Genomic DNA, 23,655 nt, shown 5'->3' with positions numbered 1-23,655 from the left:
GAATTTCCGAAGGGATTCACGTTTTCGAAGTATTTAAGTCTTAGCTATGAAAATAGCTATCAAACGTTTAGGGACGTTTTTCAATGCCAACCATTAATCAGTTAGTTCGCCATGGACGCGAGGTCGAAGTGATCAAGTCCAAAAGCCCTGCGATGGAAAATTCGCCGCAGCGCCGTGGTGTTTGCACCCGTGTTTACACCACAACACCTAAAAAGCCAAACTCGGCTCTGCGTAAAGTTGCCAAAGTGCGCTTGACCAACGGGTTTGAGGTTATTTCCTACATCGGCGGCGAAGGCCACAACCTGCAGGAGCACTCGGTTGTGCTCGTGCGTGGTGGTCGTGTCAAGGATTTGCCAGGTGTTCGTTATCACATCGTGCGCGGTTCGCTCGACTTGCAAGGCGTGAAAGATCGCAAGCAGTCACGCTCCAAGTACGGTGCGAAGAAGCCAAAGGCCAAATAAGCTAACGCTTGGTCTGAAAAAACATGGTGCTGTTTCCCGCGTGGCGCGGTGATTCGGCGTAGTGACCCGCTGTTGGGTCGAGTAAGTAAAAACCAAAATGGTTTTTGCGGTGTCTGCCAAGATGCCAACTGAAGCAAATAAGAGGTGAAATAATGCCACGTCGTCGCGAAGTCCCTAAACGTGAAATCCTGCCGGATCCAAAGTTCGGCAATGTCGAGTTGTCCAAATTCATGAACGTGATCATGGAAGGCGGCAAAAAAGCAGTCGCTGAGCGCATCATTTATGGCGCGCTGGAGCAGATCGAGAAGAAGAACCCAGGTAAAGACCCCGTTGAAGCCTTCACAATGGCCATCAACAACGTCAAGCCTATGGTTGAGGTGAAGTCCCGCCGTGTCGGTGGTGCCAACTACCAAGTGCCAGTTGAAGTCCGTCCCGTTCGTCGCTTGGCTTTGTCCATGCGCTGGATTAAAGAAGCTGCACGCAAGCGCGGCGAAAAATCCATGGCCCTTCGCTTGGCAAATGAGTTGATGGAAGCCACCGAAGGCCGTGGCGGCGCAATGAAAAAGCGTGACGAAGTTCACCGCATGGCAGAAGCCAACAAGGCCTTCTCTCACTTCCGTTTCTAAAACGGTTATTGCGCGGCTTTCTCGGCTGCATGCAATCTGGGGCGCGCTTTATGCGCGCCTTTGTAGCTTGCAAATCACGTGAAAGTCGCTCGCTGCGCCGCGTTGTTGCGGGTAGCGCATTCGAAGATACAGATCAACCAAGGATCCATCATGGCTCGCCATACCCCCATTGAGCGCTACCGCAACATCGGTATTTCGGCTCACATTGACGCTGGTAAAACCACCACTACCGAGCGCGTCCTTTTTTACACTGGTGTGAACCACAAAATTGGTGAGGTTCATGACGGCGCTGCCACCATGGACTGGATGGAGCAAGAGCAAGAGCGTGGCATCACGATCACTTCTGCTGCCACAACTTGCTTCTGGAAGGGTATGGATAAGTCCTTGCCTGAGCACCGCATCAACATCATTGACACCCCCGGACACGTTGACTTCACGATTGAGGTTGAGCGTTCGATGCGGGTGTTGGACGGCGCTTGCATGGTCTACTGCGCTGTGGGCGGCGTGCAGCCCCAGTCGGAAACCGTTTGGCGTCAGGCTAACAAATACAAAGTGCCACGTTTGGCCTTTGTCAACAAGATGGACCGTACCGGTGCCAACTTCTTCAAAGTCGTGGACCAGATGAAACTGCGCCTGAAGGCCAGCCCTGTTCCCATGGTGATCCCAATCGGCGCTGAAGAAAACTTCACCGGCGTGGTTGACTTGATCAAAATGAAGGCCATCATCTGGGACGAAGCGTCTCAGGGCATGTTGTTTGACTACAAAGAAATTCCAGCCGAATTGGTGGAAGTGGCCAAGGAATGGCGTGAAAAGATGGTCGAGGCTGCTGCCGAAGCCTCTGAAGAGTTCATGAACAAGTACCTTGAAGAAGGCGACTTGACGGAAGACGAAATCAAACTCGGCATCCGTACCCGTACGATCGCCAGCGAGATTCAGCCCATGTACTGCGGTTCGGCATTCAAGAACAAAGGCGTGCAGCGTATGCTGGACGCGGTGATCGAATTCATGCCTTCACCGGTGGACATTCCTCCCGTCAAAGGCATGGACGATGATGAAAATCCAGTCGTGCGTCAAGCCAGCGACAGCGAGAAATTCTCGGCTTTGGCATTCAAACTGATGACCGATCCGTTTGTAGGTCAGCTGACCTTCGTTCGCGTCTACTCGGGTGTTTTGAACAAGGGTGACAGCGTTTACAACCCGATTCGCGGCAAGAAAGAGCGCATCGGGCGTATCGTGCAAATGCACGCCAACAACCGCGAAGAAGTCAGCGAAATTCGCGCTGGCGACATCGCCGCTTGCGTTGGCCTGAAAGACGTCACTACGGGTGAGACATTGTGCGATCCAAGCGCGATCATCATGTTGGAGCGCATGGTGTTCCCTGAGCCAGTGATTACACAGGCCGTGGAACCCAAGACCAAGGTTGACCAGGAAAAAATGGGTATTGCCTTGCAGCGTTTGGCTCAAGAAGATCCTTCGTTCCGCGTCAAGACCGACGAAGAATCTGGCCAGACTCTGATCGCTGGTATGGGCGAGTTGCATTTGGAAATTATTGTTGACCGCATGAAGCGCGAGTTTGGCGTTGAGGCCAACGTTGGCAAGCCACAAGTGTCTTACCGCGAAACAATTCGCAAAACTGTGGAAGACGCCGAAGGTAAGTTTGTGCGCCAATCCGGTGGTAAGGGCCAGTACGGCCACGTAGTGTTGAAGATCGAACCCAATGAGCCAGGCAAAGGTATTGAGTTTGTCGACGCCATCAAGGGTGGCACGGTTCCTCGCGAGTACATTCCTGCGGTCGAAAAAGGCATCAACGAAGCGGTTACTCAAGGCGTTTTGGCTGGTTACCCCGTCGTTGACGTGAAGGTGACACTGCATTTCGGTTCATACCATGACGTGGACTCGAACGAGCTCGCGTTCAAGATGGCTGCCATTTTCGGATTCAAGGAAGGCTGCCGCAAAGCAAACCCCGTGATTCTGGAGCCCATGATGGCTGTCGAAGTGGAAACCCCAGAAGACTACGCTGGCAACGTGATGGGCGACTTGTCCTCGCGTCGCGGCATGGTCCAGGGCATGGAAGACATGGTTGGTGGCGGTAAAGCCATCAAGGCAGAAGTGCCGTTGTCTGAAATGTTTGGTTACTCGACCACCCTGCGCTCCATGTCGCAAGGCCGTGCAACCTACACGATGGAATTCAAACACTACTCGGAAGCTCCGCGTAATGTGTCTGAAGCCATCATGGCTGCTCGCGCAAAATAATTTAAAGCTGTCTGCGACGGTGTGCCGCCCTGTTCCCGTGCGGGGCGAACCAGCAACATCGTGCAAACATTAAACCTCTACACGGGAATTTGCTCTTTGGAGAATTGAAAATGGGAAAAGAAAAATTCGCGCGTACCAAGCCCCACGTCAACGTGGGCACCATCGGTCACGTTGACCATGGCAAAACCACGCTGACTGCGGCCATCACCACGGTGTTGGCGGCAAAATTTGGCGGCACCGCCAAAGGCTACGATCAAATTGATGCAGCACCCGAAGAAAAGGCCCGCGGTATTACCATCAATACCGCTCACGTGGAGTACGAGACCGCTAACCGTCACTACGCACACGTTGACTGCCCAGGACACGCTGACTATGTGAAAAACATGATCACCGGTGCTGCCCAGATGGACGGCGCGATCCTGGTCTGCTCCGCAGCTGACGGCCCTATGCCTCAGACCCGCGAGCACATCTTGTTGGCTCGCCAGGTTGGCGTGCCTTACATCATCGTGTTCCTGAACAAGTGCGACATGGTGGACGATGCCGAGTTGCTCGAGCTCGTCGAGATGGAAGTTCGCGAGTTGCTCGACAAGTACGATTTCCCTGGTGATGACACACCGATCATTCACGGCTCCGCCAAACTCGCCATGGAAGGCGACAAGGGTGTCTTGGGTGAAGAAGCCATCATGAAATTGGCCGATGCACTGGACACCTACATTCCCCTGCCAGAGCGTGCTGTTGACGGCGCGTTCCTGATGCCAGTGGAAGACGTGTTCTCTATCTCTGGACGTGGCACCGTGGTGACCGGTCGTATCGAGCGCGGTATCGTCAAAGTCGGCGAAGAGATCGAAATCGTTGGTATCTCTGATACACAGAAGACAACTTGCACCGGCGTGGAAATGTTCCGCAAATTGCTCGACCAAGGTCAAGCAGGTGACAACGTTGGTATCTTGTTGCGTGGCACCAAGCGTGAAGACGTGCAGCGCGGCCAAGTGCTGTGCAAGCCAGGTTCGATCAAGCCCCACACTCATTTCACTGGCGAGATCTATGTCTTGTCCAAAGATGAAGGCGGTCGTCACACACCTTTCTTCAACAACTACCGCCCCCAGTTCTACTTCCGTACCACGGACGTGACCGGTGCGATCGAGTTGCCAGAAGGCAAAGAGATGGTGATGCCTGGCGATAACGTGTCGATCACTGTGAAGTTGATCAACCCGATCGCCATGGAAGAAGGCTTGCGCTTCGCTATTCGCGAAGGCGGCAAGACTGTTGGCGCCGGCGTGGTTGCCAAGATCATCGCGTAATTCGCAAAGAACAAAGGAATTACCATGGCTAACAAGCAAAAAATTCGTATTCGCCTGAAAGCGTTCGACTACAAGTTGATCGACCAGTCGGCCGCTGAAATTGTTGACACCGCCAAGCGCACCGGCGCGATTGTCAAAGGACCAGTTCCTTTGCCAACACGCATGAAGCGCTTTGACATTCTGCGTTCACCGCACGTCAACAAAACCAGTCGTGATCAGTTTGAAATTCGCACGCACCAGCGTCTGATGGACATTGTTGATCCAACAGACAAAACTGTAGATGCCTTGATGAAGCTGGACCTGCCCGCAGGTGTGGACGTCGAGATCAAGCTGCAGTAAAACAACGAAGTCATTGCGCAAGCAATGGATTTTTGAGAGTTCGTGTAGAGGCCAACTTGCTGAAAAGTTTAGTTGGTTATATACTCAACGGCTCTGTTGGGGTTGCTGCGCAATTTCAACAGAGTTTTATTAACAGTCTTCCATGTCAAAAACATTGTGGCCAATTGCAGTCGCAATGGTGGAAGTTACGGAGAAAAAAATGAGTCTTAGCAATCGCTTAGGGTTGCTGGGGCGCAAGGTTGGCATGATGCGCCTATTTACCGACGAAGGGGATGCGATTCCCGTCACGGTAGTAGATGTTTCCAACAACCGCGTGACCCAGGTTAAAACCCAAGAGAATGATGGCTATGTCGCCTTGCAGGTGACATTTGGCGCGCGGAAAGCTTCTCGCGTTACCAAGCCAATCGCTGGACACCTTGCAAAAGCAGGTGTTGAGGCTGGTGAAATCATTCAAGAGTTCCGTGTAACAGCTGATGCTGCTGCTCAATACCAAGCCGGCGGATCAGTTCCTGTCGCTGCCGTATTCGCAGTGGGCCAAAAAGTGGATGTCCAAGGCACCACCATTGGTAAAGGCTTCGCTGGAACCATCAAACGTCACCACATGAAATCACAGCGCGCATCGCACGGTAACAGCCGTTCGCACAATGTGCCTGGTTCCATTGGTATGGCGCAAGATCCTGGTCGCGTGTTTCCTGGTAAACGCATGACTGGTCACCTCGGTGTTGATCTCGTGACGACGCAAAACCTGGATGTCATCCGCATCGACGAAGCTCGTCAATTGCTGATGATCAAAGGTGCTATTCCTGGTTCGGCTGGCGGTTTCGTTACCGTGCTGCCTGCCGTCAAAGTCAAAGCAAAAAACGCTGATGAAAAAGGAGCGAATTGATGCAGATCGATCTCCTGAATGAACAAGGTCAATCGACCTCGAAATTTGAAGCGTCGGAAGCCGTTTTTGGCCGTGCTTACAACGAAGATCTGGTTCACCAGATTGTTGTTGCTTTTCAGGCTAACGCCCGTCAAGGCACTCGCGCTCAAAAAGACCGCGAACAAGTCAAGCACTCGACCAAGAAGCCGTTCAAGCAAAAAGGAACTGGTCGCGCTCGCGCCGGTATGACGTCCTCGCCTTTGTGGCGTGGAGGCGGTCGTATTTTCCCGAACATGCCTGACGAAAACTTCACGCAGAAAATCAACAAGAAAATGTATCGCGCCGGTATGGCCGCCATTTTCTCGCAGTTGGCGCGCGAAGGCCGTCTGGCGGTGGTTGATTCGTTGAATGTCGAGTCCCCTAAAACCAAAACATTGGCAGCCAAATTCAAAGCGATGAATCTGGAATCCGTGATGGTGATTGCGGATGAGGTTGATGAGAATCTGTACCTCGCATCCCGCAACCTCGTGAATGTTCTGGTCGTTGAGCCACGTTACGCTGATCCAGTTTCACTGGTTCATTACCGTAAAGTGCTTGTGACCAAGGCTGCAATGGACAAACTCAAGGAGATGTTTGCATGAGCCACGGACCAAATACAAGCAAATTTGACGAAGGTCGTTTGATGCAGGTTCTGGTCGGTCCTATCGTGTCTGAAAAGGCAACGATGGTCGCTGAGAAGAGCAATGTCGTCACCTTCAAGGTGCTGCAAGACGCAACCAAATATGAAATCAAGGCCTCTGTGGAATTGATGTTCAAAGTTGAGGTTAAAGGCGTCTCTGTGGTGAACACAAAGGGCAAAACCAAGCGCTTTGGTAAGTCTGTTGGCCGTCGCGACAACGTTCGCAAAGCCTACGTGACACTGAAGCCTGGTCAAGAGCTGAACCTTGGTGGGGAGGCTGCGTAATCATGGCTGTTATCAAAATGAAACCAACCTCACCAGGCCGTCGTGGCATGGTGAAGATTTCGCGTGACCATCTGCACAAGGGTGAGCCCTATGCACCGTTGTTGGAGCCACAGTTCCAACACGCTGGTCGCAATAACAACGGTCACATTACGACTCGCCACAAAGGTGGTGGTCACAAACATCACTATCGTGTTGTTGACTTTCGTCGTACCAAGGATGGAATTCCAGCCAAGGTCGAGCGTATCGAGTATGACCCTAACCGCTCAGCGCACATCGCCCTGATTTGCTATGCAGATGGTGAGCGTGCTTACATCATCGCCCCCCGTGGCCTTGAAGTTGGTGCATCCATCATGAGCGGCGCTGAGGCTCCTATTCGTGTTGGCAATACATTGCCAATCCGCAATATCCCGGTCGGCTCCATCGTGCATTGCATTGAGTTGCAAATCGGCAAAGGCGCGCAAATCGTTCGCTCCGCTGGCACCTCCGCTACGCTGTTGGCTCGTGAAGGTATCTACGCTCAAGTTCGTATGCGTTCTGGTGAGGTTCGCAAGATCCACATCGAATGCCGCGCTACTTTGGGTCAAGTCGCTAACGAAGAGCACAGCCTGCGTCGTCTGGGTAAAGCTGGTGCAACTCGCTGGAAAGGCATTCGCCCGACCGTCCGCGGTGTTGTCATGAACCCGGTTGATCACCCGCACGGTGGTGGCGAAGGTAAGACAGGCGAAGGCCGTCACCCAGTCGATCCTTGGGGTAATTTGACCAAGGGTTACCGCACCCGCAACAACAAGCGCACGCAGGTCATGATCGTGTCGCGTCGCAAGAAGTAAGGGGTAGGTAAATGACTCGTTCTCTCAAAAAAGGTCCCTTTGTCGACCATCATTTGGTAGCTAAAGCCGAGAAGGCCGTTGCCAATAAAGACAAAAAGCCGATCAAGACTTGGTCGCGTCGCTCAATGATCTTGCCCGATTTCATCGGCTTGACCATCGCGGTGCACAACGGCAAACAGCACGTGCCGGTCTTTATCACTGATCAAATGGTTGGCCACAAGTTGGGAGAGTTCGCGCTCACCCGTACTTTCAAGGGTCACCCAGCGGACAAAAAAGTCCAAAGAAAATAAGGAGGTGACCATGGAAACACGTGCAACCCTTCGTGGCGTTCGTTTGTCGGTCGATAAAGGCCGTTTGGTCGCGGACTTGATCCGCGGCAAGAAGGTGGATCAAGCCTTGAACATATTGCAGTTCACGCAGAAAAAAGCTGCTGTGATCATCAAGAAGGTTCTGGAGTCCGCTATTGCCAACGCTGAGCATAATGACGGCGCTGACATCGACGAATTGAAGATCACTTCGATTTTCGTCGAGCAAGGTGCTTCGCTCCGGCGCTTCACGGCCCGCGCCAAAGGTCGCGGCAATCAAATCAGAAAACCCACGTGCCATGTGTACGTGACGGTTGGTAACTGAAAGAGGCCAGGAAGATATGGGACAAAAAATCCACCCTACCGGCTTTCGCTTGTCGATCAGCCGTAACTGGTCTTCACGTTGGTACGCAAGCGACCGCGATTTCGCGGGCATGCTGGCCGAAGACATCAAGGTGCGCGAGTACCTGAAAGCCAAACTCAAGAACGCATCGGTTTCGCGCGTTCTGATCGAGCGTCCTGCCAAGAACGCCCGTATCACAATTTTCTCGGCTCGTCCGGGCGTTGTGATCGGCAAAAAAGGCGAAGACATCGAGAACTTGAAGCGTGAACTGGGTCGCCAATTGGGCGTTCCGGTCGCCGTGAACATCGAAGAAGTGCGCAAGCCCGAGATCGATGCCAAGCTGATCGCTGACAGCATTACGCAGCAATTGGAAAAGCGGATCATGTTCCGCCGTGCCATGAAGCGCGCCATGCAAAACGCCATGCGTCTGGGTGCCCTCGGCATCAAGATCATGTCGTCGGGTCGCTTGAACGGTATTGAGATCGCTCGTTGCGAGTGGTACCGCGAAGGTCGCGTGCCACTTCACACACTGCGCGCTGATATCGACTACGGTACATCCGAAGCCAGCACAACTTACGGCATCATTGGTGTCAAGGTTTGGGTCTACAAAGGTGACACGTTGGGTCGTAACGACCTGCCGGCCGCCGTTGAAACCCGCGCTGATGATGAGCGTCGTCCACGTGGTCCACGTCGTGATGCCCGTCCTGGTTCTGACCGTCCCGCTCCCCGCGGTGCGCGTCGTCCAGCCGGCTCCAACGCGGCCCCTGCCGATGGCAGCGACAAACCTGCTGAGGCTCGCGGAGCCGACGCTACGAAACCCACCGTTCAGCGCGTCCGCAAGGTAGCCGCGCCAGCTGCAGCAGCTGACGGAAAAGGAGAATAATTATGTTGCAACCCGCTCGCCGGAAATACCGCAAAGAGCAAAAGGGCCGTAACACCGGTATCGCTACTCGAGGCAGCTCAGTGGCATTTGGTGATTTCGGTCTGAAGTGTACTGATCGTGGTCGTTTGACAGCGCGTCAAATCGAAGCGGCTCGCCGCGCGATTTCTCGTCACGTCAAACGTGGCGGTCGCATCTGGATTCGTGTGTTCCCTGACAAACCAATTTCCCAGAAACCTGCAGAGGTTCGTATGGGTAACGGTAAAGGTAACCCCGAGTACTACGTTGCTGAGATTCAGCCCGGTAAGATCGTTTTTGAAATCGTTGGTGTTTCAGAAGAGTTGGCCCGTGAAGCGTTTCGTTTGGCAGCTGCCAAACTGCCTTTGCGCACCACTTTTGTCGCACGAATGATTGGTCAGTAATCAGGAGCACATGATATGAAAACTACTGAATTGCGCCAAAAAGACGTTGCCGGATTGCAGGCAGAAGTCAAAGCTTTGCAAAAAGCACATTTTGGCCTCCGTATGCAAAAAGCTACGCAGCAACTTAACAACACCGCTACATTGCGCACTGCGCGCCGTGATATTGCTCGCGCCAAGACTATTCTTGTCGAGACGCAAAGCGCTGAAAAATCCGCCAAATAAGGAGCACATATGACGGAAGCTAAAACATCCCTCAAGCGCACCTTGGTTGGCAAGGTTGTCAGCGACAAGCGGGCGAAAACAGTGACAGTTCTGATTGAGCGCCGCGTGAAGCACGAGCTTTACGGGAAAATTATTGGTCGTTCCAGTAAATACCACGCTCATGATGAAAAAGGTGAGTTCAAAGTTGGTGATGTCATCGAGATCACTGAGAGCCGCCCTATTTCCAAAACCAAAAACTGGGTAGCAACCCGTTTGGTTCAAAAGGCAGCGCTGGTTTAAGCCTTTAGCGGCGACATACCACCTGTCATTCAAAAACGGCTCACAATGTGAGCCGTTTCTGTTTGTGCAATCAAATCATTCATATTGGAGAAGTAGATGATCAAAGTCGGCGATAGCCTGCCCGCAACCACATTGATGGAATTTGTTGAAGTTGCTGGTGAGGGCTGCAGTATGGGCCCCAACCCAGTGGCCGTGGCCGCTGCCAGTGCGGGCAAAACCATTGCCCTGTTTGCCCTGCCAGGTGCGTTCACGCCCACTTGTTCGGCTCAGCACGTGCCTGGGTACATCCAGACCTTGGCAGAGTTGACCGCCGCTGGCGTTGACGAAATCTGGTGCATCAGCGTGAACGACGCCTTCGTCATGGGCGCCTGGGCGCGTGAACTTGGCGCCAATGGCAAAGTTCGCATGTTGGCTGATGGTGATGCCACCTTCACCAAAGCTACCGGCCTGACACTTGATTTGACTGGCAAGGGCCTTGGCCTGCGCAGCAATCGCTACTCCATGCTCGTCAAAGACGGCAAGGTTGTGACATTGAACATTGAAGGCCCCGGCAAGTTCGAGGTCAGTGACGCAGCCACGCTGCTGGAACAAGCCAAGGGCTAAGCCACCCCTGCTCTAGGCTGTGCCGTCTACTGCGGCTCTGCCTAGAGCTGCACCTTCAAATAGTGTGCACCTTCAATCGGGTTGAAGTAATAAGGTGGAATTTCCTCAAACCCCAGCTCCTGGTAAAGCGCCCGCGCTGTTTCCATGTCATTCAGGGTATCGAGCAACAAGCAGTCATAGTCGGCCATGCGGGCCAGCTCCATGATTTCCTCTGCCAGTTGCCGCCCCAAGCCCAGACGCCTGAATTCAGGGCGTACAAACAAACGTTTCATCTCACACGCATTCGCGTAGTCCACGCTGTCCAGCGGCCGCAAGGCACAGCAACCCGCTGTCACGCCGTCTACCGTTGCTATCAACAGCGCCCCCCGTGGCTCGGCGTATTCGCCGGGCAGGCCTGCCATCTCCGCTTCAAAGTTCTGAAAACAAAGGTCCACACCTAGGCGGGTCGCATAGTCTTGAAAGAGTGACTGAAGCGCGATCAGGTCATCAGGAAAGGCCGGTGGCGCGATGACAAGTGTGTGAGTGTTCACCAGAAAGTAGCTTCCAAAACGATTTCCGGCCGGGCCTTGAGCAGGCCTAAGACGCTAGCTTAACCATTGCCGCCACAAGAGACGCGCACATCGCATAAATGGCAAGCGCCAGCAAGCGCGACGCGCCGTCGTCGCGCGACGGTGGCACCAGCACATCTGTGGCTTTGTCGCCGGACAGCATGGGGCGAACCAGGTTGTTTTTCTTTTTGAACACGTAGTAAACAATGGCAATCAAGTGGATCGCAATCAGCGCCAGAAGAATAAATTTCCCCACGTTGGTGTGATAGAACGTGGCGCTCACCACCGTCTCGTTTGACACAAACTTGCCCAACGGACCGTAGGCAGAGATCTCGTCGTCGCTGAACAGGCCGGCGCCCACTTGCAGCAGCAAAAACACCAACATGGCGTACACCGACAGCGCACCCATGGGGTTGTGGCCGATGGAGTGCTCGGGGCGGCCTCGCCCGGTCATGTAACGCCAGAGCGTGGCCGGTGAATACAAAAACGACGAAAACCTCGACCAACGCCCACCCACCAGGCCCCAAACCAGTCGAAACAGCAGCAAGCTCAGCACGGTATACCCCAGGCGGAAATGCCACTCCATTGCCGCGCCGCCCACGTTGGCAGTAACGACCAAGCCAATCACAGAGGACGCCAATAGCCAGTGAAAAATCCGTGACGGCAAATCCCAAACCCTAACCTTGCTGCTCATGTTGAATCTCCGCTTTGACGTGAATAGAGAATACCAACGAAGGCTTCCTTGTTTCGCGCGGCCGCCATAGGGTAAGCAAGCGCTGCACAAAAATTGACTTTTCAGTACACTAATTTCGCTAGTTTAAATACCCTGTTACCAAGGAGTTCTGATGAAGCCTATCTTGTCACTTGTTCTCATTGCCGCCGTTGCCGCCTACGGCCCCGCTCACGCACAGTTTGCCAAGGCCGAAGACGCTGTCAAGTACCGCAAGAGTGCCTTGTTTGTCATGCAGCAAAATTTTGGGCGTGTCGCTGGCATGGCCGGGGGCAAGATTCCGTTTGATGCCAAAGTGGCCGCCGACAGCGCCGCCGTGGCCGAATATGTCAGCCGTCTGCCGTGGACGGCGTTTGGAGAAGGCACCGACAAAGGGGACACCCGTGCCAAGCCAGAGATCTGGAAAGAGCGCGCCAAGTTTGACGAATACGCTGAAAAGATGCAAGCCGAAATGGTAAAACTGTCCGCTGCTGCCAAAACCGGCAACCTCGACAGCATCAAAGCCGCTGTCAACGCCACCGGCGGCAGTTGCAAAACCTGCCACGATGCCTTCCGCAAGGAGTGAGTTGGGAGGCGTGTTCACACTCCTCTAAACGCTTTGGAGTTGTTGAAGCGGTTTGTGACGTGTTGTGGATGCGCGAGAGGCCCCCGTTGGGAGCATGGCTGCACACAACGGGCTGTTCTCGTCTCCGATGGACAGTCTTGACGCTATAAACTAGCCCCGAGCGTCGCTCCAGCGCAAGTCGCAATGATCGTCACCCCGGTAAAAGGTCTCGCCCTTGTTGTGCACGCAATACTCGGGTGAAACAATCATGTCGGTGAATTTCATCCCCTCGCCAATGCGGGTGTAGTCAAACAGCACGCTTCGCTCGACAGTCGCCCCCGCTCGAACGTGGCTGCCGTGGCCGATCCAAGTTGGGCCGATGATACGAGCGCCGGGTTCAATTTTTACGCTCGAGCCAATATACACCGGCCCTTCGACCTCCACATGGTCCCAGTCGACTCGCGTGTTTAAGCCCACCCAAACACCGGAGCGCACTTCACGGCCGGGTATATCCATGTTGGCGACCTCTCCCCGCAGCACTCGTTGAAGCACGGTCCAGTAGTCACTCACCCGGCCAATATCGATCCAATTGAATATTCGGTTCTATACATAAAAGGGGAGGTTTTTCTCCACCAGCAAAGGGAATAATTGCGAACCAATGTCAAAGGTCTGCCCAGGGGGAATCAGGTCAATGACGCTTGGCTCCATAAGGTAAATCCCTGTACTAGCAAGGGTTGAGCGGGCAGCGTCGGGATTTGGCTTCTCCTGAAATGAGCAGACACGTCCGACTGGGTCGGGGACAACAATGCCGTAATACTTGACTTGGTCGCGCTCTACATCTAGCGCCACCACGCTGGCTACCGCTTCTTTCTCCTTGTGTTCGGCCACTGCCGCGCCAATATCCAGGTCCACCAGTGCGTCGCCGCAGACCACAAGGGTGGTCTCGTCAAAAAAACCAGAAAAGTCCTGGATATGGCGCATGCCGCCGGCTGATCCGCGTGGCTTCGGGATGACGTCGCCATGGTCCAGAATGCCTTCGTAGGAATACCCGATCTCAACACCCCAGCGGCTGCCGTCGCCGAAATAGTGTTCAATTTTTCGGTGGTGGTAGGCCACGTTCACCATGATCTCGCGCACGCCGTAGCGGGCCATTTGCTCGATCAGGTATTCCATCACTGGTTTGCCCAAAATGGGAACCATGGGTTTGGGTAAGTCGCGCGTCAACGGGCGGACCCGCGTGCCTTGCCCGGCTGCCAAGATCATGCCTTTAGTCATTGGTTCCTTCCTGCTTGCCGATCGGCATTCATGTGATTTATTGCCACTCCTCGTACCGTGAAGCGGTGCAGCGGTCTCGGTCCGGATTTAACTTTCGTATCCCTGGGGGTTCTGCCGCTGCCAGCGCCAAGCGTCCCCGCACATGGTGGGCAGGTCGCGTGTCGCTTCCCAGTCTAAAAACTGTTTGGCAAAGGCCGGGTCGGCGTAGCAAGCCGCCACGTCACCGGGGCGTCGGGCCTGCACCTTGCACGGCACCGGCTGTCCACTGGCTTGCTCAAAGGCCCGCACCATGTCCATCACGCTGTAGCCCACGCCGGTGCCCAGATTGACAGCCCTGCACAAGCCACGCTCGGCGTTACCCAGTGCTTCCAGTGCGCGCAAATGGCCCAATGCCAAGTCCACCACGTGGATGTAGTCGCGCACTCCTGTGCCATCGGGCGTGTCGTAGTCGCTGCCCCATACGTTCAAATGCTCGCGTCGACCCACTGCCACCTGTGCCACAAAGGGCAGCAGGTTATTCGGTACCCCCTGCGGGTCTTCCCCCATCTGGCCGCTCTCGTGGGCACCCACGGGATTGAAGTAGCGCAGAATGCCAAAACGCCAATCGGCGTTGGCAGCAAACGCGTCGCGCAGCATGTCTTCCACCACCAGCTTGGTGCGCCCGTAAGGGTTGGTGGCCGAGAGTGGATGGTCCTCCGTCAGCGGCAGGCGCTGAGGTGTGCCATACACCGTGGCTGACGAACTGAACACCATCGACTTCACACCACACACTTGCATGGCCTCCAGCAGGCGCAGTGTGCCCACCACGTTGTTGTCGTAATAGCTCAATGGCATCTCACCTGACTCGCCTACCGCCTTCAGTCCGGCGAAATGAATCACCACGGTGGCGCCACTTTGGCGCAGCGCGTCTTCTAGCGCAGCGCGGTCACGTACATCGCCTTTCACCCGAGTCAGTGTTTTCCCGGCCAGCTTTTCTACCCGGTTCAGCGCCTCGGGCTTGCTATTGCAGTAGTTGTCCAACACTGTCACGCGATAACCAGCTTGCAACAGCGCCAAACAGGTGTGGCTGCCAATGTAGCCCGCGCCGCCTGTTACCAGAATTTTGTTGTGTTTCGTCATGAAATGGGCCTCCCAACCCCGTCAAATTTCGATGGCGCCGAAATGCGATGGCGGGCGCCGCTACAAATACAGGCTGACCCAACTGGCCCACTTGCCATTTGCGCTGCGACCTCAGGCCACAGCAGGTCAGTATATTGGGGCGGCGACGGGCATCTGAGAGAAAACGCCGTCACAAGGGGCCTATGGCTGGGTCAGAAGGCCCTGCTAGAGGTGGACAAGTTCAGGCCTCAGCCAACAACTCCTCAATCAGCTTGTGGAGTTCTGCAAAATTGGGTTCGCCAACATAGCGTTTGACAATTTCACCCCGCTTGTTCACGATGAACGTTGTGGGTGTCAGTTTGACTTCGCCCCAGGCCTTGGCAACGGCACCCGTGTTGTCGATGGCCACGCTAAAGGGGAGCGCCCGAGTTTCGGCGAAATTTACGACATAACTGGGGGGGTCGTAGCTCATCGCCACCGCGATGGTGTCAAATCCCTTGGGTGCATATTTCTCGTAAGTAGAAGTAATGCGGGGCATTTCCGCGACGCAAGTCACACAACTGGTGGCCCAGAAGTTGACCAGGGTGACTTTCCCCTTAAAGCTTGAGGTATCTTTCTTGGAGCCGTCAAGCATCACAAACGAGCTGGGTGGCGCCAGTGGAGTGCTGGAAAGCACATAGGCGGTGCCACCAACCGCCAAAGCGCCGGCCAATACGGCCAGGTAAATTGTTTTCTTCATAAGAGGGGTCCACCGTGAATCGTCGTCAGTTTAGTTCCATTCCATTGCCCATGATGGCCGCCGTCATTTTGATGGCGCACCAACGAGCCCATGCACTCACACTGGGAGATCTCACGCAAGCGGAGGCGTCACAGGGTCTCAAAGTGGCACTGGAGAGAGGGGCGCTGGCCGCCGTCAATCTGCTGGGCAGGCCTGGTGGATTCCTGAATAACGAAAAAGTTCGAATTCCTTTGCCCGGCTATCTGGACGATGCGGCCAAGTTCCTGTCCATGTTGGGCCAGGGCGGTCGGGTCGATGAGTTGGTCACGGCCATGAATCAAGCCGCTGAGTCCGCCGTTCCCATGGCCAAAAACCTGCTGGTGAGCGCGGTTAAATCCATGAGCGTTAGCGATGCCAAAAACATTCTGGACGGTGGCGAGACTTCGGTCACGAGCTTCTTTGCCGAAAAAACCCGGGCACCCTTGGCAATCAAGTTCTTGCCGGTGGTCACCCAAGCCACAGCCAAAGTGGGCATGGCGGACAAGTACAACCAGGTGGCAGGCAAAGCTGCGGACCTGGGGCTGCTAAAGAAAGAGGACGCCAATATTGAGACTTATGTCACCGGAAAATCACTCGATGGCCTGTACCTGATGATTGGGGAAGAAGAGCAGAAAATCCGACAAGACCCGGTCGGTACCGGCAGTTCAGTGCTGAAAAAAGTCTTTGGTGCGTTGAGCTGACGCCATGGTGCAGCGACGATGTGTTGTCATGGCAAGCGTATTGGCCATGCTTTTGTTGGGGTGCAGCCCGGCATTGAACTGGCGCGAGTTACGCCCCGAAGGCGCCCCTTTGGTCGCGCTGTTTCCCTGCCGACCCGACCAGGGGGTCCAGTCGATTCCTTTGGGGGCACATGTTGTGAAAATGACCATGATGGGCTGCGAGGCGGGTGGTGCCATGTTCACCTTGGCCTATGTGACTCTGGACGGCTCGATCGACGCCGACGCGCTGCGCGGGCTCTGGCAAGCGGGCACGTTGGCCAGCATGCAAGGGGTGCCTGCCGAGGCGGAGCCATTTGATTTGAAAAAGGCTGGTGCGAGTCTGGCGCCGACGCAAATTCGCACCACTGGTCAACGGACGGACGGGTCGCCGGTGGCGATGCGGGCGGCCTGGTTTGCCGCCGGCGGGGCGCTCTACCAAGTTGCCGTGTATGCAGATGGTGATGTTGATAAAGTGGCCCAAGATTATTTCGACGGCATTCAGATCGAGTAGACCGTCGTCGTCCTTGACCCGGCGAGCTGGAACTTGACCCGTAAGCAGCCATAATCGCGTCAAACAGGGATAGAGAGTTGAACGGCAAAACAAGTCCGGGCCACTGCCATCCAAAGTCTCCATAATGAACAACGGCATTCTCATCATCGCTCATGCGCCTCTGGCCAGTGCACTACGCCAGTGCGTGTTGCATGTGTTCCCCGACGGGGCGGACGCTGTAGGCGTGGTTGATGTTCAGCCCAACGTCCCGCCGGAAGAGTCGCTGGCCGGCGCACGCCAGGCCATGGCCTTGCTCGGCGCCAGCCACGTGCTGGTTTTGACGGACGTGTTTGGCGCCACGCCTTGCAACGTGGCGCAGAAATTGGTGGACGGAGTGGGCGCCAGGCTGGTGTCGGGTGTGAATTTGCCCATGCTGCTTCGGGCGATGACCTACCGCCATGAGTCGCTGGAATCCCTGGTCACGCGTTCTCTGGCGGGAGGCGCGCAGGGGATCATGTCCGTCGCTGTGACGGCGCCTCAAAATCAACAAAGAAAGACAAATGATCAAGACAAGCACGACCATCAGCAATAAGCTGGGTTTGCATGCCCGGGCGTCTGCCAAGCTGACCAAGCTGGCTGGCAGTTTTCCCTGTGAGGTCTGGATGGCCAAAGGCGAGCGCCGCGTGAATGCCAAAAGCATCATGGGCGTCATGATGCTGGCCGCGGGCATGGGCAGCACGGTGGTGATTGATGTGGACGGCGAGCGCGAGGAAGAGGCCTTGACCGCTTTGCTGGCCCTGATCGGGGACAAGTTTGGAGAGGGTGAGTGACTTTCTCCATACATGGTTTGCCGGTCGCACGCGGCATCGCCATTGGCCGTGCGGTGTTGGTGGCCTCAAGTCGGGTGGATGTGGCCCACTATTTCATTTCGGCAGACCAGGTTAAGGCTGAAATTGACCGGGTTCGCGCGGGACGTGACGCGGTCATGGACGAATTGCACCGCTTGCAGGCCAATATTGCGCACATGAGTGCCAAAGAGGCGCCTCAGGAGTTGACGGCGCTGCTGGACGTTCACCTGATGCTGCTGGAAGACGAGGAGTTGATTGGGGGTGTCAAGCACTGGATCACCGATCGTCTTTACAACGCCGAATGGGCGCTAACCACGCAGCTGGAGGTGGTGGCACGCCAGTTTGACGAGATGGAAGACGAGTACCTGCGTGAGCGCAAGGCCGACTTGGAGCAGATCACGGAAAAGGTCTTGCGCGCTTTGAAAGGCGTTGCGTCTCCCATCATGCAGCCGATGAGCCGGCCTCAGCGCAACAGCTCTCAGCAAGACCTGTTGCTGGACGACACGGTGGACGTTCCCCTGATTCTGGTGGCCCACGACTTGTCGCCTGCGGATATGTTGCAGTTCAAACAAAGCGTGTTTGCCGGCTTCATCACCGATGTGGGTGGCAGGACCTCTCACACGGCCATTGTGGCGCGAAGTCTGGATATTCCCGCAGTGGTCGGCGCCCGGCTGAGCAGTCATCTGGTGCGGCAGGACGACTGGGTCATCATTGACGGCGACGCAGGTGTGGTGGTGGTCGACCCCTCGCCCATCATCTTGGCGGAGTATGGGTTCAAGCAGCGTCAGCATGAGCTGGACCGGGGGCGTTTGTCGCGCCTGTTGCACACGCCCTCGGTGACGCTGGACGGGCAAAAGATTGACCTGCTGGCCAATATCGAAATGCCGGAGGATACGGTGGGCGCGGTCAAGGTTGGCGCCGTTGGTGTGGGCCTGTTTCGAAGCGAATTTTTGTTCATGGGGCGCCAGGGAAAATTGCCCAATGAGGAGGAGCAATACCAGGCCTACCGCCGGGCCATTGAAGGCATGCACGGCCTGCCGGTGACCATTCGCACGGTGGACGTGGGAGCGGACAAGCCGCTGGACAACTCGGCCAAAGAAGACGCACACCTGAATCCGGCGTTGGGGCTGCGGGCCATTCGCTGGTGCCTGGCTGATCCCGCCATGTTCAGGACCCAGTTGCGGGCCATTTTGCGGGCCGCCGCGCACGGAAAAATCAATTTACTAATTCCGATGCTGGTGCATGGCAACGAAATTCGCCACACGCTGGCCTTGCTTGAGCGGGCTCGCGTGGAGCTGGACAAACGGGGCGTGGCCTATGGTCAGGTGAAGATTGGCGCCATGATTGAAATTCCGGCGGCGGCGCTCACCATCAAGCTGTTCCTGAAGTATTTTGACTTTTTGTCGATTGGCACCAACGACCTGATTCAGTACACCTTGGCCATTGACCGGGCGGACGAGTCGGTGGCCCACCTGTATGACCCCACACACCCTGCGGTGCTGCGGCTGGTGGCTGACACGATTGCCGAGTGCCAGGCGCAAGGCAAGCCGGTGAGTGTGTGCGGCGAAATGGCCGGCGACGTGACCATGACCCGTTTGCTGCTGGGCATGGGGCTGCGCAGTTTCTCCATGCACCCGGCGCAGATTTTGGCCGTCAAGCAGGAGATCTTGCGCTCGGACACTGAAAAACTCACGCCATGGGCCGCCCAGGTGTTGGCTGACGAGGACCCCGCCGCGCGCATGTTGCAGCCCTGAGTCCCGCAGATGAAGACGCTTATGGAAGCTCTGCATAACTCCCCTATCTGTTTGCTTGACGTAAGCCCTGGTTGTGAGAATTCGATCCATGAAACAAGCCGCCCTGAACATCAATCTGACTGCCAAAAGAACCCGCACGCAAGTGTTCTTGGAGCAGATGTAGCAAGTCGTTCCGTGGGCGGCGCTGGTGGAAGTAATTGCGCCGTACTATCCCGAAGGTCGAGCCGGCAGGACCCCGTTCTCGCTTCACACCATGCTGCGTATCCACTTCATGCAGCAATGGTTCACGCTCTCAGATCCGGCCATGGAAGAGGCCTTCTTTGATACCCCGCTGTACCGCCAGTTTGCTCAGCTTGAAGAGTTTGGGCGTCTGCCCGATGAGTCCACCATTCTGAGGTTCCGTCACCGACTGGAAAAAACAAGCTGGCCGAACAAATTCTCGCCACCGTCAATGACCTCCTGATCGCGCGCGGCTTACTCCTCAAAGTTGGCACGGTGGTGGACGCCACGTTGATAGCCGCACCACCGTCGACCAAGAACAAAGACAAAACCCGCGACCCTGACATGCATTCGAGTAAAAAGGGTAATCAATGGTGTTTCGGCATGAAGGCCCATATCGGCGCGGATGCCGACTCAGGCCTGGTGCATACGGTGCGCTGCACCTCGGGCCACGTCAGCGACATCTCCGAGGCCAACACCTTGCTGCACGGGCAGGAATCAGTCGCCTTTGGTGATGCGGGTTACCAAGGCTTTCAGAAACGCCCCGATGCGAGACCAGATGTCACCTGGCATGTGGCCATGCGCCCGGGCCAACGCAGGGCACTGGACAAAGAGAACAACAAAGCCGATGCACTGGCGGATCAAGCTGAAAAGCTCAAAGCCAGCATTCGTGCCAAGGTTGAGCACCCCTTTCGCGTGATCAAGCGCCAGTTCGGTTTTGCGCGCGTTCGCTACCGTGGGCTGAAGAAGAACACGGCCCAACTCGTTACGTTGTTTGCGCTGTCCAATCTTTGGATGGTGCGCAGCAAACTGATGTGAGTGCGGGCATGAGTGCGCCTGAAAGCAGGGTGTTGCCGCCAGCCGAAAACTAGTCATCTAAACGGATAAGTGCCAATCTAAAACTGGCCAGGGTGTTCCACTGACCTGCTGAATATTTCAGCAGGTACTTAAAAGGTGATCACCATGGAAATGATAGGCAAGGTCAGGCGCATGAAACTGCGCGACAAACTCTCCCACAGTGCAATTGCGAAGGTCACCGGACTGTCGCGCACGACGGTCAAGAAGTGGCTCAACGCCTGGCGACAAAGCACCCAAGTACGTCAGAGAAAGTGTTGACGGCAAACTAACCGCCTTTGAAGAAACACTGGATCAGTCCCTCAAGGCTGACTCCCATCGGCCTAAACATGGCAGGCGCGCTGGACGCGCTTTGTTCAAGCAAATCCAGGCTCAGGGCTACCGGGGCGGCTACAGCATGGTGATCAACTTCATTCGCGCATGGCGCGAGAAGACGGGCAAATTGCCCAGCAAAGCCTTCGTGCCATTGAGTTTTGAGTTGGGTGAGGCGTTCCAGTTTGACTGGAGCGATGAAGGTTTGGTGGTGGGCGGCATCTTCTACAAGGTGCAGGTCTCACATTTGAAGCTGTGCGCCAGTCGGGCGTTCTGGTTGGTGGCCTACCCCAGCCAGGGCCATGAAATGCTATTTGATGCACACACCCGGTCCTTCCAGGCGTTGGGTGGGGTCACGCGCCGGGGTATCTACGACAACATGAAAACGGCAGTGGACAAGGTCAAGAAGGGCAAGGGGCGCATCGTCAACGCCCGCTTTGCGGCGATGTGCAGCCACTACCTGTTTGATCCGGACTTCTGCAACGTCGCCTCTGGTTGGGAGAAAGGCGTCGTAGAGAAGAACGTGCAAGACAGCCGCCGACGCATCTGGATTGAAGCTGACACCCGCCGCTTTGGCTCCTTCATTGAACTCAATACCTGGCTGGGTGAGCGTTGCCGATCTTTGTGGTCGGACACAACGCACCCGGTCCACAAGCAATTCACGGTGGCCGAAATGCTGGAGTTGGAACGGCCGTATTTGATGAACATGCCTGCGCCCTTTGATGGCTACGTCGAGAAATCTGCCAGGGTCAGTAGTACCTGCTTGGTGGCGGTGGCGCGCAACCGCTACTCTGTGCCTTGCGAATGGGCGGGACACATGGTGAGTACCCGGCTATATCCAAACAGCATTGCGGTTGCTGCCGAGGACACCATCGTGGCCAGTCACCCCAGGATGACCGGCTCCGGTCAAACCGACTACGACTGGCAGCACTACATCGACCTGGTGCAAAGAAAGCCGGGGGCTTTGCGAAACGGAGCGCCGTTTCTGGACATGCCACAGCCGCTACTGCGTCTGCGCCAGTCCCTGCTGCGCCACCCAGGAGGGGACCGGGTCATGGCCGACGTGTTGGCCATGGTCCCACAAGCCGGGCTGGAGGCAGTGCTGGTAGCGGTGTCGTTGTTGCTCGAAGGTGCAGCACCGAGTGGCAGCGTCAGCGCCGAGCATGTGCGCAATGTGCTGGCACGCCTGAACACACCTGCCACACCAGAACGGGCGCAAACGGCGTTGCAACTGACCCATGTTCCTAGAGCCGATACCGCACGGTATGACCGACTGCGTCCCACCCACCAAGATGGTCTGGAGGTGAGTCATGCGCAGTAATCATCCGATTGAAACAGTACGTGACGTCCAGGTTGAACTCAAGGCGTTGCGATTGCACGGCATGGCCAGCGCCTGGGGTGACTTGATGGAGCAAGGTGCCAGCATCGAGCCCTCGCGTTGGCTGATTGAGCATTTGTTACAGGCTGAAGATGTGGACCGGCATATCCGCTCGATTGCCCACCAGATGAAGGCAGCGCGGTTCCCTGTGCATCGAGACTTGGCGGGGTTTGACTTCGACATGTCATGCGTCGACAAGACACTAATCCAAAAATTGGCGGACCTGTCGTTCACGCAGGATGCTCAGAATGCGGTTTTGATTGGCGGGCCTGGCACCGGTAAGACGCACTTGGCAACCGCATTGGGTATCTCGGGTCTGACACGACACCACAAGCGGGTTCGGTTTTACTCCACGGTGGATCTGGTCAATGCACTGGAGCAGGAGAAGGCCAGTGGCAAGGCGGGTCGGATTGCCATGACCTTGATGCGTTTGGATCTGGTCATTCTGGATGAGCTGGGGTACTTGCCATTCAGCCAGGCCGGTGGTGCCTTGCTGTTTCATCTGCTATCCAAGCTGTATGAACACACCAGTGTCTTGATCACTACCAACCTGACGTTCGCGGAATGGTCCAGTGTGTTCGGGGATGCCAAGATGACGACGGCATTGCTGGACCGACTCACGCACCATTGCCACATTGTTGAGATCGGCAACGACTCTTATCGATTCCGGCACAGTTCCAAAGAGGCCAAGGGGAAGATCAAATCCAGGGAGCAATCAAGGAAGACCGCTGCGCGTGGAGAGGCTTCGCTCACTGAAGAAACTGATCCGTTCTGATCGTCGCGACGACCAAGGCCAGCGACTTCGGGTTGCGCCTTACGCAGGGTGCCATTGATGATCAATTCCGGCAGAAAACCAATAGAAAGGGAATCAGCAAAACCAGCTAACCGATATAGTTATCCACAGTTGGCATTCAAACTGCCAGCTTTAGCCCCTGGCCAGACTTCGATTGGCGCAGGTGGCCAGTATTCGATTGGCGCCAACAGTAAGCGACCCAACTAGATTTTTCAAGAAAGCTTCAGCCGCCACAATCCCGCGACACGCAGTGGTTCTGCGGACAGTCACGCAGGTACGGGGAACTGCCCTTAAGTTGGGCATAGGACGCCAATCGCCAGGCAGGCCATCACCAGCCCTCCCACGTTTGCGCAACGACCTCCACATCAAACACAACACACATGCAAAAGAATCGTATTCAGACCGCATAAACGCAAAGAATTTACCCATGAAGCAATGTTATTTTTATACATTGTATCAAATCTAACATTTTAGAAAAATTTGACAAATTGAAGTTTCAATAAATCAGGTGAATTCGGTATTTTTATGGCGAAACAACCTAGCCACTTACCGGTCGAGGCCGAATTGAGGCGAATGTGCAGCTTGCTTAAGAACTTCTTCCAGTCCAGGTGAAAAAGCAGAGGACGCACCCCGCCAGCATGTGCG

The 23,655-nt window shown here is 55.5% G+C and carries 29 protein-coding genes and 2 pseudogenes; 25 read left to right on the top strand and 6 right to left on the bottom strand.

Going from position 1 to position 23,655, the window contains the following annotated elements; translation table 11 throughout:
• The first annotated feature begins 83 nt into the window (after positions 1 to 83).
• From rpsL to J8G15_RS12655, 16 genes are all read left to right on the top strand, one after another.
• Positions 84 to 461, top strand: coding sequence for a 30S ribosomal protein S12 (gene rpsL / locus J8G15_RS12730; protein ID WP_210542426.1), 378 nt, complete (start codon positions 84 to 86; stop codon positions 459 to 461).
• 152 nt (positions 462 to 613) lie between these two features.
• Entirely contained in the window at positions 614 to 1,087 is a 474-nt protein-coding gene (gene rpsG, locus J8G15_RS12725) for a 30S ribosomal protein S7 (protein WP_114968651.1), read from the top strand.
• Between the two features lie 150 nt (positions 1,088 to 1,237).
• Positions 1,238 to 3,340: an elongation factor G gene (gene fusA, locus J8G15_RS12720; RefSeq protein ID WP_210542425.1), complete on the top strand. Its 2,103-nt coding sequence runs from the start codon at positions 1,238 to 1,240 to the stop codon at positions 3,338 to 3,340.
• Between the two features lie 110 nt (positions 3,341 to 3,450).
• Positions 3,451 to 4,641 (top strand): elongation factor Tu, encoded by a 1,191-nt coding sequence (gene tuf, locus J8G15_RS12715; protein WP_210542424.1) that lies wholly within the window; start codon positions 3,451 to 3,453, stop codon positions 4,639 to 4,641.
• A 24-nt stretch (positions 4,642 to 4,665) separates the two neighbouring features.
• Entirely contained in the window at positions 4,666 to 4,980 is a 315-nt protein-coding gene (gene rpsJ / locus J8G15_RS12710) for a 30S ribosomal protein S10 (RefSeq protein ID WP_210542423.1), read from the top strand.
• A gap of 199 nt (positions 4,981 to 5,179) precedes the next feature.
• Positions 5,180 to 5,866 (top strand): 50S ribosomal protein L3, encoded by a 687-nt coding sequence (gene rplC, locus J8G15_RS12705; RefSeq protein WP_210547576.1) that lies wholly within the window; start codon positions 5,180 to 5,182, stop codon positions 5,864 to 5,866.
• Positions 5,866 to 6,486, top strand: a complete 621-nt coding sequence (rplD, locus tag J8G15_RS12700) for a 50S ribosomal protein L4 (RefSeq protein WP_210542420.1) — start codon at positions 5,866 to 5,868, stop codon at positions 6,484 to 6,486. The genes rplC and rplD overlap by 1 nt, the downstream gene beginning before the upstream one ends.
• Positions 6,483 to 6,809: a 50S ribosomal protein L23 gene (gene rplW / locus J8G15_RS12695; RefSeq protein WP_210542418.1), complete on the top strand. Its 327-nt coding sequence runs from the start codon at positions 6,483 to 6,485 to the stop codon at positions 6,807 to 6,809. Before rplD ends, rplW begins: the two co-directional genes overlap by 4 nt.
• Before the next feature lie 2 nt (positions 6,810 to 6,811).
• On the top strand, positions 6,812 to 7,636 hold the full coding sequence (gene rplB / locus J8G15_RS12690) for a 50S ribosomal protein L2 (RefSeq protein ID WP_210542415.1): 825 nt from the start codon (positions 6,812 to 6,814) through the stop codon (positions 7,634 to 7,636).
• An 11-nt stretch (positions 7,637 to 7,647) separates the two neighbouring features.
• On the top strand, positions 7,648 to 7,926 hold the full coding sequence (gene rpsS, locus J8G15_RS12685; protein ID WP_210542413.1) for a 30S ribosomal protein S19: 279 nt from the start codon (positions 7,648 to 7,650) through the stop codon (positions 7,924 to 7,926).
• A gap of 10 nt (positions 7,927 to 7,936) precedes the next feature.
• On the top strand, positions 7,937 to 8,266 hold the full coding sequence (gene rplV, locus J8G15_RS12680; protein ID WP_210542411.1) for a 50S ribosomal protein L22: 330 nt from the start codon (positions 7,937 to 7,939) through the stop codon (positions 8,264 to 8,266).
• A 16-nt stretch (positions 8,267 to 8,282) separates the two neighbouring features.
• Entirely contained in the window at positions 8,283 to 9,167 is an 885-nt protein-coding gene (gene rpsC / locus J8G15_RS12675; RefSeq protein ID WP_210542408.1) for a 30S ribosomal protein S3, read from the top strand.
• 2 nt (positions 9,168 to 9,169) lie between these two features.
• Positions 9,170 to 9,586 (top strand): 50S ribosomal protein L16, encoded by a 417-nt coding sequence (rplP, locus tag J8G15_RS12670; protein WP_209393184.1) that lies wholly within the window; start codon positions 9,170 to 9,172, stop codon positions 9,584 to 9,586.
• Positions 9,587 to 9,601: 15 nt separating this feature from the next.
• Positions 9,602 to 9,808 carry a 50S ribosomal protein L29 gene (gene rpmC, locus J8G15_RS12665; RefSeq protein WP_210542407.1) on the top strand — a complete coding sequence of 69 codons (207 nt, stop codon included), beginning with the start codon at positions 9,602 to 9,604 and terminating at the stop codon, positions 9,806 to 9,808.
• Between the two features lie 9 nt (positions 9,809 to 9,817).
• Positions 9,818 to 10,087, top strand: coding sequence for a 30S ribosomal protein S17 (gene rpsQ, locus J8G15_RS12660; RefSeq protein WP_210542405.1), 270 nt, complete (start codon positions 9,818 to 9,820; stop codon positions 10,085 to 10,087).
• A 96-nt stretch (positions 10,088 to 10,183) separates the two neighbouring features.
• Entirely contained in the window at positions 10,184 to 10,690 is a 507-nt protein-coding gene (locus J8G15_RS12655) for a peroxiredoxin (protein ID WP_210542403.1), read from the top strand.
• Between the two features lie 41 nt (positions 10,691 to 10,731).
• On the opposite strand, the gene J8G15_RS12650 is transcribed toward J8G15_RS12655, so the two are convergent.
• Complete coding sequence (locus tag J8G15_RS12650) at positions 10,732 to 11,199, bottom strand: GNAT family N-acetyltransferase (RefSeq protein ID WP_370627547.1); 468 nt, start codon at positions 11,197 to 11,199, stop codon at positions 10,732 to 10,734.
• A gap of 67 nt (positions 11,200 to 11,266) precedes the next feature.
• On the bottom strand, positions 11,267 to 11,932 hold the full coding sequence (locus J8G15_RS12645; protein WP_210542400.1) for a cytochrome b/b6 domain-containing protein: 666 nt from the start codon (positions 11,930 to 11,932) through the stop codon (positions 11,267 to 11,269).
• Between the two features lie 151 nt (positions 11,933 to 12,083).
• On the opposite strand from J8G15_RS12645, the gene J8G15_RS12640 reads away from it, so the two are divergent.
• Positions 12,084 to 12,533, top strand: coding sequence for a cytochrome c (locus tag J8G15_RS12640; RefSeq protein WP_210542398.1), 450 nt, complete (start codon positions 12,084 to 12,086; stop codon positions 12,531 to 12,533).
• A 150-nt stretch (positions 12,534 to 12,683) separates the two neighbouring features.
• Here J8G15_RS12640 and J8G15_RS22140 read toward each other — a convergent pair whose 3' ends face one another.
• The 4 genes from J8G15_RS22140 to J8G15_RS12625 form a co-directional block, all read right to left on the bottom strand.
• Positions 12,684 to 13,082 (bottom strand): hypothetical protein, encoded by a 399-nt coding sequence (locus J8G15_RS22140; protein ID WP_370627423.1) that lies wholly within the window; start codon positions 13,080 to 13,082, stop codon positions 12,684 to 12,686.
• Positions 13,083 to 13,115: 33 nt separating this feature from the next.
• Positions 13,116 to 13,787 (bottom strand): NDP-sugar synthase, encoded by a 672-nt coding sequence (locus J8G15_RS22135; protein ID WP_370627422.1) that lies wholly within the window; start codon positions 13,785 to 13,787, stop codon positions 13,116 to 13,118.
• 87 nt (positions 13,788 to 13,874) lie between these two features.
• Positions 13,875 to 14,906, bottom strand: a complete 1,032-nt coding sequence (galE, locus tag J8G15_RS12630; RefSeq protein ID WP_210542396.1) for a UDP-glucose 4-epimerase GalE — start codon at positions 14,904 to 14,906, stop codon at positions 13,875 to 13,877.
• Between the two features lie 220 nt (positions 14,907 to 15,126).
• The gene (locus J8G15_RS12625) at positions 15,127 to 15,624 is read right to left on the bottom strand and encodes a TlpA disulfide reductase family protein (protein ID WP_210542393.1); all 498 of its coding nucleotides are present in this window, start codon (positions 15,622 to 15,624) and stop codon (positions 15,127 to 15,129) included.
• A 14-nt stretch (positions 15,625 to 15,638) separates the two neighbouring features.
• Here J8G15_RS12625 and J8G15_RS12620 point away from each other — a divergent pair, with 14 nt between their 5' ends.
• The 8 genes and pseudogenes from J8G15_RS12620 (at position 15,639) to istB (ending at position 22,992) form a co-directional block, all read left to right on the top strand.
• Entirely contained in the window at positions 15,639 to 16,343 is a 705-nt protein-coding gene (locus J8G15_RS12620; RefSeq protein ID WP_370627421.1) for a DUF4197 domain-containing protein, read from the top strand.
• Positions 16,344 to 16,371: 28 nt separating this feature from the next.
• Positions 16,372 to 16,872: a hypothetical protein gene (locus tag J8G15_RS12615; protein ID WP_210542391.1), complete on the top strand. Its 501-nt coding sequence runs from the start codon at positions 16,372 to 16,374 to the stop codon at positions 16,870 to 16,872.
• A gap of 124 nt (positions 16,873 to 16,996) precedes the next feature.
• Positions 16,997 to 17,443, top strand: coding sequence for a PTS sugar transporter subunit IIA (locus J8G15_RS12610; RefSeq protein WP_210542389.1), 447 nt, complete (start codon positions 16,997 to 16,999; stop codon positions 17,441 to 17,443).
• On the top strand, positions 17,412 to 17,681 hold the full coding sequence (locus J8G15_RS12605; RefSeq protein WP_210542388.1) for an HPr family phosphocarrier protein: 270 nt from the start codon (positions 17,412 to 17,414) through the stop codon (positions 17,679 to 17,681). The genes J8G15_RS12610 and J8G15_RS12605 overlap by 32 nt, the downstream gene beginning before the upstream one ends.
• Complete coding sequence (gene ptsP / locus J8G15_RS12600; RefSeq protein WP_210542387.1) at positions 17,678 to 19,453, top strand: phosphoenolpyruvate--protein phosphotransferase; 1,776 nt, start codon at positions 17,678 to 17,680, stop codon at positions 19,451 to 19,453. Before J8G15_RS12605 ends, ptsP begins: the two co-directional genes overlap by 4 nt.
• Positions 19,454 to 19,541: 88 nt before the next feature.
• Positions 19,542 to 20,491 (top strand): annotated as a pseudogene (locus J8G15_RS12595) (IS5 family transposase).
• A 144-nt stretch (positions 20,492 to 20,635) separates the two neighbouring features.
• A pseudogene (gene istA, locus J8G15_RS12590) lies at positions 20,636 to 22,160 on the top strand (IS21 family transposase).
• A complete protein-coding gene (gene istB / locus J8G15_RS12585; RefSeq protein WP_210542386.1) occupies positions 22,150 to 22,992 on the top strand; it encodes an IS21-like element helper ATPase IstB in 843 nt (280 codons plus the stop codon). Before istA ends, istB begins: the two are co-directional and overlap by 11 nt.
• Positions 22,993 to 23,655 lie beyond the last annotated feature (663 nt).

It is taken from the genome of Rhodoferax sp. PAMC 29310 (genome assembly GCF_017948265.1).
Classification (GTDB): domain Bacteria; phylum Pseudomonadota; class Gammaproteobacteria; order Burkholderiales; family Burkholderiaceae_C; genus Rhodoferax.
The sequence above is the reverse complement of the archived record's forward strand: the minus strand, read 5'-3'. Positions and strand labels throughout refer to the sequence as shown.